This window comes from Rhodovulum sp. MB263, assembly GCF_002073975.1.
Taxonomy (GTDB): Bacteria; Pseudomonadota; Alphaproteobacteria; order Rhodobacterales; family Rhodobacteraceae; genus Rhodovulum.
Genome location: NZ_CP020384.1, coordinates 1,827,741 through 1,842,335, shown reverse-complemented (window position 1 = coordinate 1,842,335; position 14,595 = coordinate 1,827,741). Strand labels below are relative to the sequence as shown.

The 14,595-nt window shown below is 66.2% G+C and carries 14 protein-coding genes and 2 pseudogenes; 6 read left to right on the top strand and 10 right to left on the bottom strand.

The genetic code is table 11. The features are described 5' to 3' along the window. Positions 1 to 82: 82 nt before the first annotated feature. Together B5V46_RS08650 and B5V46_RS08645 are read right to left on the bottom strand one after the other, a co-directional pair. Positions 83 to 1,459, bottom strand: coding sequence for a TolC family outer membrane protein (locus B5V46_RS08650; RefSeq protein WP_155773993.1), 1,377 nt, complete (start codon positions 1,457 to 1,459; stop codon positions 83 to 85). A gap of 74 nt (positions 1,460 to 1,533) precedes the next feature. Then, the gene (locus tag B5V46_RS08645; RefSeq protein WP_080616228.1) at positions 1,534 to 2,187 is read right to left on the bottom strand and encodes a protein-L-isoaspartate O-methyltransferase; all 654 of its coding nucleotides are present in this window, start codon (positions 2,185 to 2,187) and stop codon (positions 1,534 to 1,536) included. A 241-nt stretch (positions 2,188 to 2,428) separates the two neighbouring features. Here B5V46_RS08645 and B5V46_RS08640 point away from each other — a divergent pair, with 241 nt between their 5' ends. Beyond that, positions 2,429 to 3,715: a 3-deoxy-D-manno-octulosonic acid transferase gene (locus B5V46_RS08640; protein ID WP_155773992.1), complete on the top strand. Its 1,287-nt coding sequence runs from the start codon at positions 2,429 to 2,431 to the stop codon at positions 3,713 to 3,715. After that, a complete protein-coding gene (locus tag B5V46_RS08635; protein ID WP_231119270.1) occupies positions 3,705 to 4,688 on the top strand; it encodes a threonine dehydratase in 984 nt (327 codons plus the stop codon). Before B5V46_RS08640 ends, B5V46_RS08635 begins: the two co-directional genes overlap by 11 nt. A gap of 25 nt (positions 4,689 to 4,713) precedes the next feature. On the opposite strand, the gene B5V46_RS08630 is transcribed toward B5V46_RS08635, so the two are convergent. From B5V46_RS08630 to B5V46_RS08620, 3 genes are all read right to left on the bottom strand, one after another. After that, positions 4,714 to 5,199 (bottom strand): hypothetical protein, encoded by a 486-nt coding sequence (locus tag B5V46_RS08630; RefSeq protein WP_080616225.1) that lies wholly within the window; start codon positions 5,197 to 5,199, stop codon positions 4,714 to 4,716. A gap of 21 nt (positions 5,200 to 5,220) precedes the next feature. Next, entirely contained in the window at positions 5,221 to 5,787 is a 567-nt protein-coding gene (gene thpR / locus B5V46_RS08625) for an RNA 2',3'-cyclic phosphodiesterase (protein ID WP_080616224.1), read from the bottom strand. A 302-nt stretch (positions 5,788 to 6,089) separates the two neighbouring features. Further along, on the bottom strand, positions 6,090 to 6,617 hold the full coding sequence (locus tag B5V46_RS08620; protein WP_080616223.1) for a glutathione peroxidase: 528 nt from the start codon (positions 6,615 to 6,617) through the stop codon (positions 6,090 to 6,092). 595 nt (positions 6,618 to 7,212) lie between these two features. On the opposite strand from B5V46_RS08620, the pseudogene B5V46_RS08615 reads away from it, so the two are divergent. Then, a pseudogene (locus B5V46_RS08615) lies at positions 7,213 to 7,890 on the top strand (hypothetical protein); the annotation flags it as partial. Between the two features lie 47 nt (positions 7,891 to 7,937). Here B5V46_RS08615 and B5V46_RS19735 read toward each other — a convergent pair. After that, positions 7,938 to 8,280 (bottom strand): annotated as a pseudogene (locus B5V46_RS19735) (hypothetical protein); the annotation flags it as partial. Between the two features lie 21 nt (positions 8,281 to 8,301). On the opposite strand from B5V46_RS19735, the gene B5V46_RS08610 reads away from it, so the two are divergent. Beyond that, entirely contained in the window at positions 8,302 to 8,676 is a 375-nt protein-coding gene (locus tag B5V46_RS08610) for a hypothetical protein (RefSeq protein WP_080616222.1), read from the top strand. Here B5V46_RS08610 and B5V46_RS08605 read toward each other — a convergent pair. Further along, entirely contained in the window at positions 8,612 to 9,271 is a 660-nt protein-coding gene (locus tag B5V46_RS08605; protein ID WP_231119269.1) for an SMP-30/gluconolactonase/LRE family protein, read from the bottom strand. The genes B5V46_RS08610 and B5V46_RS08605 overlap by 65 nt on opposite strands. Positions 9,272 to 9,303: 32 nt before the next feature. Continuing rightward, complete coding sequence (locus B5V46_RS08600) at positions 9,304 to 10,146, bottom strand: SDR family NAD(P)-dependent oxidoreductase (protein WP_196774379.1); 843 nt, start codon at positions 10,144 to 10,146, stop codon at positions 9,304 to 9,306. Positions 10,147 to 10,293: 147 nt separating this feature from the next. Here B5V46_RS08600 and B5V46_RS08595 point away from each other — a divergent pair, with 147 nt between their 5' ends. After that, positions 10,294 to 11,166: a LysR family transcriptional regulator gene (locus B5V46_RS08595; protein WP_080616220.1), complete on the top strand. Its 873-nt coding sequence runs from the start codon at positions 10,294 to 10,296 to the stop codon at positions 11,164 to 11,166. 206 nt (positions 11,167 to 11,372) lie between these two features. On the opposite strand, the gene B5V46_RS08590 is transcribed toward B5V46_RS08595, so the two are convergent. Both B5V46_RS08590 and B5V46_RS08585 read right to left on the bottom strand, forming a co-directional pair. Continuing rightward, a complete protein-coding gene (locus B5V46_RS08590; protein WP_155773991.1) occupies positions 11,373 to 11,645 on the bottom strand; it encodes a hypothetical protein in 273 nt (90 codons plus the stop codon). 797 nt (positions 11,646 to 12,442) lie between these two features. Next, positions 12,443 to 12,979, bottom strand: a complete 537-nt coding sequence (locus B5V46_RS08585) for a TetR/AcrR family transcriptional regulator (RefSeq protein ID WP_080616218.1) — start codon at positions 12,977 to 12,979, stop codon at positions 12,443 to 12,445. Positions 12,980 to 13,063: 84 nt separating this feature from the next. Between B5V46_RS08585 and B5V46_RS08580 the strand changes: the two genes are divergently transcribed. Continuing rightward, complete coding sequence (locus tag B5V46_RS08580; protein ID WP_080616217.1) at positions 13,064 to 14,584, top strand: MFS transporter; 1,521 nt, start codon at positions 13,064 to 13,066, stop codon at positions 14,582 to 14,584. The last annotated feature ends 11 nt before the right edge of the window (positions 14,585 to 14,595 follow it).

Here is a 14,595-nt window from a genome sequence, read left to right as displayed (position 1 = left end):
CACGGCTCCGGACCGGAAATACGGTTAATCACAGGGCAGAATGCTAGCCCCTCCGCCCTGCGGACACAACCGGGCACGAGGCTCAGTTGCGCCCAATGCTTTGCAGCACACGGTCGAGCTTGCCGCCCTGAAGGCTTTTCGCAGGCGCAGAGCTGACCGCGTTGTAATAGGCATTGGGATCATAGGTCGGAATGCCCAGTCCCAGATGCTCGGCCGTCAGCAGCCCCATCGAAGCCAGCACGCTGTAGATCGCGGTATATTGCGTGGCCTCGGCCTCGACCCGGGCGGTCCGGGCATCGAGCAGGTCCTGTTCGGCATCGAGCACATCAAGCGTGGTACGCGCACCGAGCCTGGCCTCTTCCTTGGTGCCGTCGAAGGCAAGCTGCGCCGCCTGGATCCGCTGGTCGCTGGCCGTGACCTGGGCCCGCGCCACCGCAAGGCTCGACCAGGCATTGCCGACATCGAGCTCGACCAGCCGCACGGTCTGCAGAAGCCCCGCGCGGGAGGCCTGCATGTTGGCCATGGCCTGACGCTCGGCCGCATAGAGGCGCCCGCCGGCATAGATCGTCTGCGACAGTTGCAGCTGGGCCTTCGTGCCCTCGTTTGAATTATCGTCGCGTTCATAACCGAGCGAGGCGGTCAGGCTGGGGCCTTGCGCGGCCTTGGCCCGGGCGAGGTTCAGCTCGGAGACGGTGACATTGTGCTGCGCTTGGAAGATGTCGGGATGGGTCTTCACCGCAACCGAACGCGCCGCCTCGGGCGATCCGGGAATGCTGGGCAGATTGGGAATGCCGCTGAGCCGTTCCGGATAATGCCCGACCGCCAGCTTGTAGGATTCGCGCGCCGTCGCCAGCTTGCCATTGGCCGCGACCAGGTTCGAGCGGGCCGCGGCCAGCGCCGATTGCGCCAGCGACACATCGGTCCGGGTCACCTCGCCAACCTCGAAGCGGTCCTGGGTGGCCCGCAACTCTTCGGCGATCAGCCGGTTGTTGTTCTCGGCCAGGCTCACGGTCTGCAGCGCCGCGAAGACGTCCATATAGGCCTGAACCGCAGAAAGCAGCACATCCTGCTCGATCCCGATCAGCGCGGCCCGGGTCGCGAGCACGGTTTCCTTGGTGGCATCCAGCGCCAGCCGGTTCTGGCCGCTATCGAAGATCGTGAGAGTTGCGGTCAGCTCGGCCGAGGCGCTGGTATGCTTGTTGCCGTTCGCCGCCGAGGCCGGGTCGACATAGTTCCCGTTCATGGCAAAGGCGATCACAGGGCGCAGCGTCGCCAGCGCCTGGGCCACATCCTCGTCGGCCGCGCGCAACAGCGCCCGGTTCTGATCGAGAAGATGCGAGTTCTTGTAGGCCGCGATCAGGGCATCGGTCAGCGTCTCCGCCTGTGCCGCCCCGGCCGCCCAGAGGGCGAGCGTCGCCGACAGAGCCGTACCGGCGAAGTTACGTAGGAAACTACTCATATCCGTGCCTCGTCTGGCTTTTGCCATTATCAGACCGCGTTTCTTCGATGCGGCTCTTGTATGTCTTTCACGTGTCAGAATTCGAACTCTGCCGCGCGCGCGAAGCCCGGCATAACCGGGGCGCTCGCATTGAACAGAAAACGCCAACTCAGCGCGCCCTCGACCTTCCAGCCGATGCGGGCCACACCAAGCGTACCCTCCATGAAGAGCGCGACGATCCGGCCGCCGTCCTTGAGCTGATCGGCGATGGCCTGCGGCAATTCCTCGATGGCGCCCTCGATCACGATCGCGTCATAAGGGCCGTGCCTGGGCGCGCCATCGGTCAGCGCGCCGATCTCGACCGCGACATTGTCGACACCGTGCTCGCCGAACATGGCTTCGGCCTCGCGCGCCATGGTGCCGTCCTCTTCCAGAGCCACCACCGCATCGGCCATCCGCGCCATCACAGCCGCCGAATAGCCCAGCCCGCATCCCAGATCGAGCACCATGTCGCCCGGCCCCAGATCGAGCGCCTCGAGCATCTTGGCGAAGGTGCGCGGCTCGAGCAGGACGCGGTCATGCGCCAGCGGAAGGTTCTCGCCGATATAGGCGGCCTCGCGCAGGCGGGCGGGAACGAAGGCTTCGCGGGGGACGGCAAGCATCGCCTCGATGATCGGCAGACGCGTGACGTCCGAGGGACGGACCTGGGTGTCGACCATCGCTTCGCGGCGGGCAGCGTAATCGGCCATGCGGCTGAACTCTCCAGTTCGATATAATCAGGTTTGGTGATGCCACAGAAGTCCGGGCACGGCAATGGCCTGACACCCCATGTCGGACGAGGTATGGCAAGAGCGAAACAGGACGCAGGCCGTGCCGCCTTGCCAGCCCGGCACCGGGCGCGTAACCCTTTCGGCACAGATCCGGTCTTCCGGCTGTGCCGAGCCCTTGTTCCTGCATCCCGCATTCTTCATCCCACCGCCCCGAATTGCCGTGCTGAGCTACCGGATCCTCCTTTCCCTGGCCGCCCCCGGCCTCGCGCTGCGCCTGCTGCGCGAGCGGCCCTTCGCGCGCGAGCGGCTCGGCCTGAACGGGCCGGACCGGGCGCCCGGCCCTGCGATCTGGCTGCATGGCGCCTCGAATGGCGAGCTGGCCTCGGCACGGCCGCTGATCGAGCGCCTGACCGAGCGTCGCCCCGATCTCGCAATCGTCGCGACCAGCAATTCCCGGACCGGGCGAGCGCTGGTCGAGAGCTGGGCCCTGCCCCGGGTCTCGGCGCGGCTCGCGCCTTATGATTACCGCTGGGCGCTGCGCCTGTTCATCGGGCGCTGGCAGCCCCGGGCGCTGGTGCTGATCGAAAGCGAACTCTGGCCGAACCGGATCTTCGAGGTGGCGCAGCGGGGCCGGCCGGTGCTTTTGCTGGGCGCACGGCTTTCGGCACGAAGCGCGGGGCGCTGGCGGCGGATGCCCGCGCTGGCGCGGCGCCTGACCGGCGCCATCGCCTATCTTTCGGCCCAGGACCCGGCCTCGCAGGAGCGCTTCGCGGCCCTCGGCCTCGCCCCCGAGCGGAGCGGCCCGGTGATCGATCTCAAGGCCTTCGCCCCCGCGGCCCGGCCCGATCCGGACGCGCTGAAGGCCCTCGCCCCCCTCCTGCCCCGCGCCAGCACCCTGCTGGCGGCCTCGACCCATGAGGGCGAAGAGGCGCCGGTCCTGGAAGCCTTCGCCCGGCGCTGGCGCGCCGATCCGGCCGCGCGCCTGATCCTCGCCCCGCGCCACCCCCGGCGCGCCGCCCAGATCGCCGCGCTGATCAAGCGGGCCGGGCTCGGCCATGCCATGCGCTCGAGCGGCGGTCTCCCGGGGCCCGAGCAGCCGGTGCTGCTGGCCGATACCATGGGCGAAATGGCGCTCTGGTATGCTTTGGCCGGGGTCAGTTTCGTCGGCGGCTCGCTGGTGGACAAGGGCGGCCATACCCCGTTCGAACCCGCCGCCGCGGGATCTGCGATCCTGCACGGCCCGCATGTGGCGAATTTCGCCGCCGCCTATGCCGCGCTCGACCGCGCCGGGGCCGCCGAGGCCGTTGCCGGGGCCGACGGGCTTGTCACAGCGCTGGCCGCGCTCGATGGCCCCGAGCAGATCCGCCGGGCGGCCTGCGCCAGCGATGTGCTGGCCGGGCTTCGCGCCCGGGCCCCCGGCCCCGACACGCTGATCGACGCGCTCGAGCGCCTGATCGGCACGCCCCCCGACAAGGCCCCCGACAAGAAGGACCCCGATGATGGCTGAGCCGCAGTTTTCGCTCGACGATCTGGAACAGGCCGCACGGCTCGTCCATGCAAGGATGCCGCCGACGCCGCACTATGCCTGGCCGCTCCTGGCCGAGGCGATCGGCACCGAGGTCTGGGTCAAACACGAGAACCACGGGCCCACCGGCGCCTTCAAGCTGCGCGGCGCCTACACCTTCATCGACTGGCTGACCCGCACCCGCCCCGACTGCACCGGCATCGTCACCGCGACCCGCGGCAATCATGGCCAAGGTCAGGCGCTGGCGGCCCGCGCCGCCGGGCTGACCGCCCGGATCTATGTTCCCGAGGGCAATTCGGCCGAGAAGAACGCCGCGATGCGAGCCTTCGGCGCCGATCTGCGCATCTTCGGGTCCGATTTCGACAGCGCCCGCGAAGAGGCCTTCCGCGTGGCCGAGGCCGAGGGGCTTTACCCGGTGCCGCCCTTCCACCGCGAGCTGGTGCGGGGTGTCGCAAGCTATGCGCTGGAACTGTTCACCGCCCAGCACGACCTGCACAGCGTCTATGTGCCGATCGGTTGCGGCTCGGGCATCTGCGGCACCATCGCGGCGCGCGATGCGCTGGGGCTGTCGACCCGGATCGTCGGTGTTGTCTCGGACCAGGCCGATTGCGTCCTGCGCTCGATGGCGGCCGGAGATCTGGTCGAAACCCCGACGGCGCGAACCTTCGCCGACGGGCTGGCGGTGCGGGTGCCGGTGGCCGAGGCCCTCGCGATCTATTCGGCCGGGGCCGAGCGCATCGTCTCGGTCTCGGATGCCGAGATCGCCGAGGCGATCCGGCTTTACTTCAGCGCCACGCATAATGTGGCCGAAGGCGCCGGCGCGGCCCCCCTGGCCGCCCTGATGCAAGAGCGCGAGATGATGGCGGGCCGCAAGGTCGGCGTCATTCTCTGCGGCGGCAATATCGACAGTCCGCGCCTTGCAACGGTGCTCGGGGGCGGCGTGCCCACCCCCTGAGGGCGCGACTGCCGGACCGCACGGGCTAGAGGAAGCTGACCAGCTCGCGCTCTTCGGCGCAGACCGCGACGCAGGCTCCGGGCAGGCAGACCGTGATGCTGCGCTCGTCGTGATATTCGACCTCCGGACGGATGAAGCACTGGTCATGCGGGTCGAAGAAGCCGCCCAGCAGCAGGCCCGCCGCGGGAAAGCAAAGCTGCTCCTGGCAGAGCCGTGCCGGACCAAGCTGGGCCTCCATCAGCTTGACGACGGCCTGCGGGTCCGCGTCGAACAGCGACGCCCCCTGATAGCGCACCCCCGAGACCTTCCTTCCGGCAATGATGCAATTGAGACCGTTCGGGCCATATTCGCAAATCGGCACCGAAAGGCCACGATATTCCATAACCCGCCCCCGGCTGCCGCGATAGACATGCCCAGGGCGCCCGAGATCGGGATGCGCCTGAACGTCTTCGGGCGTCATCCCAAAGGCCAATGCCCCGAGCCCGCGCCCGGGTTGAACGGTCCAGATCATGTCTCCTCCCCTTTTACGGTATTATGCCCCAGAAGAGGCACCCTGCGAAGAGAATAACGTATATCGCGACATTTCCGTATAATGCGCAGCATTTCTTCCTGTTTCAGAACGGTAAAGTCCGAAAAAGCCGACCTTGAACGGGCCGGCGCGAAAATCGGCCGACTGCGCTACGGCCAATTCCGCGCATTTCCTGGCGCGGCGGTCGTGCCCCAATCTGGCAAGTGTGACATGGGGCGTAAAACGGCGCCGCTCCGGCGCGACCCCGATCCGCCGGGCGGCGGTTTCGAGCCTGGCCTGCAAATGCCGGAGCGCAGCACTTTCGGTCAGGGTCGCATGCAGGTTATGCGGCCTGTCGCCCCCGAACAGGCCAAGGCCGGACAAGGTCAGCTCGAGTTCCGGGGCCCGGATGCCGGCAAATTCCATGTCCAGGTCACCCAGTTGCGGTTCGGGCAGACTGCCCAGGAAAACAAGGGTCAGATGAAGATTTTCGGTCGGGACCGGGCGGATCTCGGGCAGGCCCGCCTGCACCTCTGCCAGGCGGGCGCGGATTTCCGGCGGCAGGGCGATGGCAGAAAAGGCGCGGATCATGCGAACGCTCCGGTGACAGGGCCTCAAGCAATGGCGGCTCGATCTGTCTGGCAGATGGGACCGGAACTGCGCGGTTCAAGGCGCGGCGATATCGCGGGGGAGTTATGCCGCAATGCAGCTGATCCGTGCTGCAAATGCGAGAAACACTTTCGGAATAGGAATTTCACGTCACATGGAATGCAATATGCAGATAATTTTTCAAATTCCAGAAAAGAATTGAAAATTCCGCCCGCCCCGACAAAGCGCAACAGAACGCCCTCCCGAAAGGATCCGGTCAGGTCGTCGCCCGATAACACATGTCGTTATTGCGACAGAAGGGTTTCGATTTTCGAGGTCAGCTTCGCCGATTGCGGCTTGGTGAAAGCGCCGAATGTGGCAACCGGATTCCCGGAACCATCGAGAAGGACCTTGTTGAAATTCCAGCCCGGCTTGAAATCGTGCTCTTCAGCCATCCAGCGATAGAACGGATGCGCCTCGGCCCCCTTCACATGGGTGATCTCGGTCATCGGCAGCGTCAGTCCGAAATTGACCTCGCAGAAATCCTTCACCGCGGCCTCATCGGCCAGTTCCTGATTGAAATCGTCCGAGGGCACGGCCAGCACCACCAGCCCGCGCGGGCCGTAGCTGTCCTGCAACGCCTGCAACCCGTCATATTGCGGGGTGAAACCGCATTGCGAGGCGGTATTGACCACCAGCACCGGCCGGCCGCGGAACGCCGCGAGGTCGATCTCGCCGCCATCGATCGAGGAAAACCGGAAGCTCTCGGCGGCAGAGGCAGAGCCCGCACCGAACAACAGGGCGGCGACAACCGGAAGAATGGCAGGGCGCATGCGCAGACATCCCAATGCTGTATCTATGGAAAAGGACCTATTTCACGATGCGAGAGGGTCAAGCCCGGCAGGGGATGATCTCCCTGAAGGTCGCGTCGCTGGCGGCCCGCCCTTCGCGTCCAGCCGGACCGAACCGGTCGAATACTCCGCGCTCCAGGCTGGCCGATAGCGGTATTACGGCAAACGGGCACGAGCGTCTCCGGCGTCTCTCTGCCACGAGGGCCTCGTTTCCCCGGTCGGCTCCCTCGGAACCGCGCCGATGCGGCGTCGGATTGAAGCCTCGTTCGGCAAGAGCCCGGCACCGTCCTTGCGGCGCTTGCGCGCGCCATTCAGACGCCCGACCGGATTGGGGCCGTGTCCCGCCGCTTTGCCCGGCCGGGCAGGTCATATCGGCCGGGACGTCCCCTGGCGTTCCATGAGCGTTGCGAGATTCGGACGCCTGGCGAGCCTCTCATCCGCCACGAGACGCCACAGGGCCCATCGCCGCCACATGATGGGTCGCGCAAAGGCGCTGGCAATGAGGACGGAGGCCACCTAGGTGTTTGCCCCTAGGGTTTAATGGTGCGGTCCTTTCGAAGGAGTGTAAGGATGCCCTATGGGACAAGTTCGTCACGGCTGCGCCGCGACCTCGCCCGCCGTCGGAGCAGCAATACAGCGATCGCAGGCTTCGCTCGCGCAGCTGAGCCGGGAGCTGGGAGCTGGGAGCTGGGGAGTGAGGAGGATCGGAAAACGATCCAGTGAATCGTTTTCCCGACGACCCCCAAGACCGTTGCGAAGTGGCGCAAACGCCAGACGGTCGATGATCTCAAGACAGGTCAAAAGGAACCACGTTCGACGGTCCTGACGGAGGCCGAGGAGGCGGCCATCGTCGCGTTTCGGCGCCACACGCTGCTGCCGCTTGATGACTGCCACCATGCACTGCGGCCTTCCATCCCGCACTTGACAAGCTCAACACTGCATCGATGCTTGCAACGCCATGGCCTCTCGCGCCTGCCAGAGGTCGAGGACGACAAGCCGAAGCGGTCGAAGTTCAAGCGCGACCCTATCGGCCCTCGCCAGCGGGTCTCGAACCGATGGCGACCACGCAGGCTCGATCCACATCGACATTGCCGAGGTGCAGACTGCTGAAGGAAAGCTCTTCCTGTTCGTCGGAATCGACCGCACGAGCAAGTTTGCCGTGACCCAGCTCGTCGAGAAGGCGGACAGGAAGACGGCCCGGGAGTTCCTGAAACACATGCTCGAAGCGGTGCCATATCAGGTCTACACGGCATTGTTGTAGAAAGGCGGCTTGAGGCGTGACTTGCACTTTCCCCTTCAGGTTCAAGCCACGCGGACGCTCTCGGCGGTGCCGAGAGCATTGAGGCGGTTGATGAATGAGCCATGTCGCGCCATTGGTCCGAGCGACAATGGCGAATGACGCGGATGTGGATTTCGGTGGTTTGGCGGTCTGGGTCTCTCGCGGCGATGCGCTCTCCGAAGGACTTGAGGTCGAGCCGGTTCAGCGCCACCGGTTCGAGCGAACCGGCGAGGGCATCTTTGCCTCGGCGCGACTCCGGCGGTGGTAGCCACTACATCGTCGCCAAATGGACCCACCGAGGTATTTCGATGCGCGCAGTGCCTCGTTTCGCGCGGCCGCGCCAGCGGTGACAGTCTTCCATGGCTTCGGGATGTGGAACGCAAGCAGATGCCTTACGCGACGATGCTGGCGCTGAACGCCACCGGCGAGGCGGTGCTGGAAGAGAACAAGACGCTGATGCGCAAGGTGTTCGACCGGCCGACGCGCTGGACGCTGAACGCATTCTTCCTGCGGCGCGCGACCAAGCGGAAGCAGGAAGCGACGGTCGAGCGCAAGGATGCCCCGCGCGGACGGCATTACCTCGAAGTCGAGGAGCGCGGCGGCGCCCGGCCGAAGACCGGGATCGAGCGGCTGATCATCGGCAATGTCGCCCATGACGACCATATCGAGTCGGTGGTTCCGGCCCGGGGCGCCCGGCTCAACGCCCAAGCGACCCGTCCGGCGCGATCCGGGCGATGGCGGATCCATCGAACAGAACGCTGAGAAAACAGCCTTCGGCATCCCTCGTCAGCCCGTCCGGCTTGCCCTCGGCCGGATCCATGCCGAAGAACAATCGCCGGTTTTCGATTGCGCCCGAGGCGGCGTCGAAATCGTAGGCGTAGATCTCCCCCTTGTGCGAATCCGTAAAGTAGAAGGTCCGGCCGTCGCTGCTCCATTCCAGCCCGTTGGGCAGGTCGAAACCGGTATCGGCAATATGCCACCTGCCATCGGGATCGAACCGGCAGAGACGGCCGCTGCCCTTCTTTCCCTCCCTGTTCATGAGCCCGGTCCACAACCGGCCATGTGTATCGAATTTCCCGTCGTTGAAGCGGAAAGCCGGGTCGGTGTGCGGAGCGCCGGCCACGCGCTCGATCTGACCGCGAGCGCCCAGGCGGGCAAGCCCATCCTCAAGACCCAGGATGATCTCCCCCGACGGGCCTTCCGCCAGAAGCCCGACGGTAGAAGGGGTCGCGACGACCTCGTTCCCCCCCGCAGCAGGATCATGGGCATGGACCTGATGTCCCATGATGTCGATCCACAGCAACCGCGCGCGCTGCGCGCTCCATACCGGGCTTTCTCCAATGCTCGCCTCGGCCATGAACGCGACGGACACGCTTGGAATAGTGCTTTTCATCCTCTTGCCTCCGGTGCGGCGATTGCGATCCTGTTCCACGCCGCCGCCACCGCGCCGGGCGTATCGGCGGCAACCGCGCGCAGGTCGCGGGGGTAATCGACCCCCTCCGCCTCGAGTGCACGGGTGGCGTGGAACTGCCCGTTCGCCGCGCGCAGGATCCAGCCGCCTTCCTTGCAGGCACCGGAGGCCAGGAACGCGACACCGGGCGCGACGGCCGACGGCTTCAGGTCTTCCGGTTTCCCCTCGACGCCCCACATGCGGGTCTTGGCCACCGGCGAGATTGCGTTGACGGCGATGCCATGCCCGATCCCCTCTTCGGCCAGGACGTTGACGATCCCCACAGCAGCCATCTTGGCAGCGGCATAGGAGGCAAGGCCCTTCTGGACATATTGCGGGTAAAGCGCCCGGCAGGAGGTGGTGAGAACGAGCCTGCCATATCCGGCCTTGCGCATGACGGGCCATGCCGCCTGGGCGAGCCAGAGCGGTGCCTTCGCCATGATCGTCATCATGTGGTCGAAGGAGGCCTCCTCGAGGTTCTCGATCCGCTCATAAGCGACCCAGCCGGCATTGTGGATCACCGCATCCAGTCGGCCGCGCATCTCGAGACAGTCGCGGACAAGCGCATGGCAACCGACCGGCCTGTCTATCTCGGTGGCGAAGGGATGGGCGTCGATCCCCTCCGCGCGAAGTGCGGCCGCCGCGGTTTCCGCAACCGTGCCGTCCCGGCCATGGCCATCGGACGTCGCGCCCACATCATGAAGCAGGACCGTCGCCCCGAGACGGCCGATACTGCGGGCATAGGCCAGCCCCAGGCCTCGGCCCGCGCCGGTGATGAGCACGGCCTGTCCTGTGAAATCCGGTTAGATCATCATGGCATCCTCCATTGCGGGCAAGATGGCCATGGCCATATGATACGTCCAATATGACTTATGTGGCCAATTGATATGTCGGATATATCGAAGGGGGACCCTGCCGCCGGGCGCGGAATGATCGATCTTCGCAAGATGGAGCAGTTCGTCGCCCTGGCAGAGGAGCGTCATTTCCACCGGGCCGCCAACCGGCTGGGCATGTCGCAACCGCCCCTGACGGTCGCAATCCGGAAGCTCGAGGAGGATCTCGGCGTCGCGCTGATCGAACGGGGGCAGAACCGTGTCCTGGGCCTGACCGCGGCCGGGCAGAGCTTTCTTCGCGACGCCCGCGAAACGCTGCGCCAGGCCAATCATGCGATCACGACGGCGCGCGAGGTGGCCGCAGGCCGCACCGGGCTCATCCGGCTCGGATATGTCGGAAGCGCGCTCTATGGGCGGCTGCCCGAAACCATCCGGGCGTTCAGACGGGCGCGGCCAGACGTTCGGCTGGAATTGCGTGAGGCCACGACGGCCACTCAGATCGCGGGGCTGCGGGAGGGCTCTCTGGATGCCGGCATCGTCATCCCTCCGATCGCGCAGCTCGCAGGCATCGAGCTCCGGGATTTCGACCGTGACCGGCTCTGCATCGCCCTGCCCTCCGAGCATCCTCTGGCCGGGAAGGCCGAGCTTTGCCTCTCCGACATCGCAGAGGAGGATTTCGTGCTTTGGCCGATGGCCGAGGGCCGTGGGTTTCACCTCCAGGTCATTCGTCTGTGCGCCGATGCGGGATTCGTGCCTCGGGTGACGCAGGAGGCGCATGGAATGCATGCCGTCCTGTCGCTCGTCGCGGTCGGCGCAGGTGTGTCGGTGGTCCCCGAAAGCATGAGGCAATTCCGGCCTGACCAGATCGCCTACCGATCCATTGCCGCAGCCGCCGCGGATTTCCCGCTATGTCTGGCCGTCATCGAGCCAAACCCTGCGGTGGCGGCATGTTTCGGCTTGCGGCGCTGAAGGATCTTCCACGGCCCGTCCTCGCCCGGTTCGCCGCGCGCTGATCTGCGCGATAGCGTCGGGGGAAAGCAGGTGCCGCTTATACCGGTTACCCAGTTTCGGGATACGCCCCAGCCTTTCCCTGCCCCCTGCCCCCTGCCCCCTGCCCCCTGCCCCCTGCCCCCCGCCGGATGGGGTTTCGCGTGAGCCCGATCGAGGCCGGCAGGTCACGACCCGGCCTGAAGGCAGGCGCACCCGGACGGCGGCGTCGCCAATGCGCTGGCCGTGACCGGGACGATGCCGGAAATCTTATGCAAGCGTTGGGCGGCTTCGTTCGCCTTCGCATCGGCCTGGATATCGGCGGTCAGTTGCGCGATCCTCCTGTGCGTGTCGACCCCCTGATCGGCCAGCAGGTTCTGCGCCTTGCACGCCGGAGCCGGCTGGTCGGCCCGGGCGCAGGCTGCAATCAACCTGTCTGCATCATGGAGGCCTTTCGCCACGAAATGCCGAATCCCCCCAAATAAGCCCGGATCGCGCCCACGGTCCGGGTCTGCCGGCGGACAAGGACCTCCCGGGTTTTGGGGGACATCAGGGCCTGCCTCTTCCCGATTTCCACCGGAACGAAGCCCATGGACGGCCGTGACACCGCCTTGCAGATTGCCTCCGCATCCGCCTTGCCGGTCTTTCCGCGCGTCACTTACCCCTTCACGTCGTCGGGCTGCATCAACAGCAGCTCATGCCCGCGCTTCGTCAAATCCCGCGCCCGGGAAGGCGCCCTGGCACACACCTCCCTGCCCCACCGGACAGGCCGGCAGGTTCTGAAAGACCTCCGGCATCTGGCCGCGCCGGAGGTGTCGACGCAGGACCGGTCGCCCCTCCGAGTCCGCAGCGCGCAGATGGAAAACGGTCTTCGCAGGATCGACCCAACATCGTTCGTGTCATCGGGGAAGTCTCACAGCACCCAATCCGGCACATTGCGAGGCCGAGAGCGGGCCCCATCCACTTCATCAGTGGCGAGCAATGGCGCCTCATAGCACCTGGCCGTGCTGATCCCGTCGCAGCGGCAGATCTCGTCGTCCTTCGCCTTCCTTCAGCACGCCGATGCTCTCGGATCCATGCGCTTGCGCAGTCCCACCGGGGCCACGGTCCCATTCCGACTCGGTGAACCGCTTCCGTTTCACGGGCCTTCCTCCTTCATCCGGTCAAAGGTGGGAAACTCCAGCGCGCCATGGCCCGGCTTGCGGGGGGAAGGTCAGTGGAACGCGGCATCGGTGGTTTCGATGGCAGTCACTCGCGCTCAGGTCGTCACCCTGACGAGCAGCGCTTCGACGTCGTCGAGAAAGCTCAGCCACTCCCGGTGTTCGTCGATCCCGTTCATGTGCATGAGGAAGATCCCCTCCACCGCGAGGAAGGCGACCCTCGCGGCCTGTGCATCGGCCGAGGTTCCGTCAAGCCGGGCGAAGATATCGCGATACCAATCGCGTGTTTCCTGCCGGTTGTCGGGGTTTTCCAGATAGCTGACGAGAAGCCCCGCCATCTTGGCATCCATGACCTCTCCTGATGCGCGGTTCGCCGCGATGAAACGCCGGACGAAGGTCACCGGATCGGCATCGGGCCCGACCTCCAGCAATGCGTCGAACTGGGCCGTCCATCGCCCGACAAGCGCGCGGACGAGATCGTCCTTGCTGGCGAAGGCATATTGCACGCCGCCTTTCGACACGCCCGCCGCCTGCGCCAGCGCGCCGATGGTCAATGCGCCGGCGCCGCGCCGGCGCACGAGATCTTCGGCAACGTCGAGCAATCCCTCGCGGGTGATCGTCGGTTTTCTGCCCATGAGCCTCCTCGATGCGGCCACCGCAAGATTGCAATCCATACGAACGTATTTATATGGCGGATGCAACGCGATTTCAGGTGATGCATGTCCCTTCCCCGACCCGATCCGAAACGCTGGCTGGTCCTGCTGGCGGTGATGCTGGCCTTTCTGCCGGTGGTGCTGGACATGACGATCCTGCATGTGGCGGTGCCGACGCTCACCCAGGCCTTGGGGGCGAGCAACACCGAGGTTTTGTGGATCATCGACATCTATCCGCTGCTGATGGCGGGGCTGCTGGTGCCGATGGGCACTCTGGCTGATCGCGTGGGCACGAGGCGCATCCTGCTGACGGGGCTGGCCATCTTCGGCCTTGCTTCGGCCCTGGCGAGCGTCTCGCCAACCCCCGGACTGCTCATCGCTGCACGGATGCTGCTGGCGCTTGGTGGAGCGATGATAATGCCTTGCGTGCTCGGCGTCATCCGCCGCACCTTCGACGACCCGGCCGAGCGCGGTCTGGCCCTTGGGCTCTGGGGCACCGTAGGCGCGGCAGGGGCTGCCGTGGGGCCGCTGATCGGCGGCGCGTTGCTGGGGCATTTCTGGTGGGGCTCGGTCTTCCTGATCAACGTGCCGGTCATGCTGCTCGTCCTGCCCGTCTGCTGGTTTCTGCTGCCGCGCCATGAGGTGCTCACCCCCGGCCGTTGGGCCATCGGCCAGGCGGTGCTGCTGATCCTAGGAATGATCGCCACCGTCTATGCGATCAAGGCGGGGTTCGGCGCCAAACAGCCGGTCGCGCTCGTGCTGCCGGTCCTGATCCTCGGCGGGGCGCTTTTGTCGGTCTTTGCCCGCCTGCAGCTGCGCAGCGCGCAGCCGATGCTGGATCTGTCGCTGTTTGCACGCCCGGCGATCCTGGCCGGGATCATCATGGCGATCGTGGCCAGCGGCTCTCTGGCAGGGGTCGAACTGACGCTGGCGCAGGAGCTGCAATATGTCCTGGACAAGACACCGCTGCAGGCCGGGGTTTTCATGATCCCGATCATGGCGGCCGCGGCACTTGGCGGGCCCGTCGCGGGCTGGTTGTCGGAGCGCTTCGGTCTGCGGCCGGTGGCCTGCCTGTCGCTGGCGATCTCGGCCGGAGCGCTTGGCGGCCTTGCCGTCACCGATTTCCACGATCCCGGGCTGATCGTTCCGGTGCTTCTGGTCCTCCTCGGTCTGGCACTGAGCATCGGGCTTACCGCGTCGTCGGTCGCGATCATGGGCGCGGCGGAAGCCCATGAGGCCGGGGCCGCGGGGTCGCTCGAGGCGACGGGATATGAGCTGGGCAGCGGTCTGGGGATCACGCTGTTCGGGGTCTTCATGTCGGTGGTGTTCGGACGCCATCTCGTCCTGCCCGAGGGCGTGCCGGAGGCGCTGGCCGATCAGGCGGCCCGCTCGATCGGCGATGTCTACATCGCCGCCCGGCAGCTGGAAGCCGATCAGGGGGCGGCGGTGATCTCCGCCGGCAAGGCCGCGTTTTCCGCGACCCATTCGGTGCTTCTGACAACTGCGGCCCTGCTGATGGGGCTCTTGGCGGTCCTGGTGTATTTCCTGCTGGCTCAGGGGCGTCGGGCCGTGACCTTCCAGCACTGACCGGGGCGCGC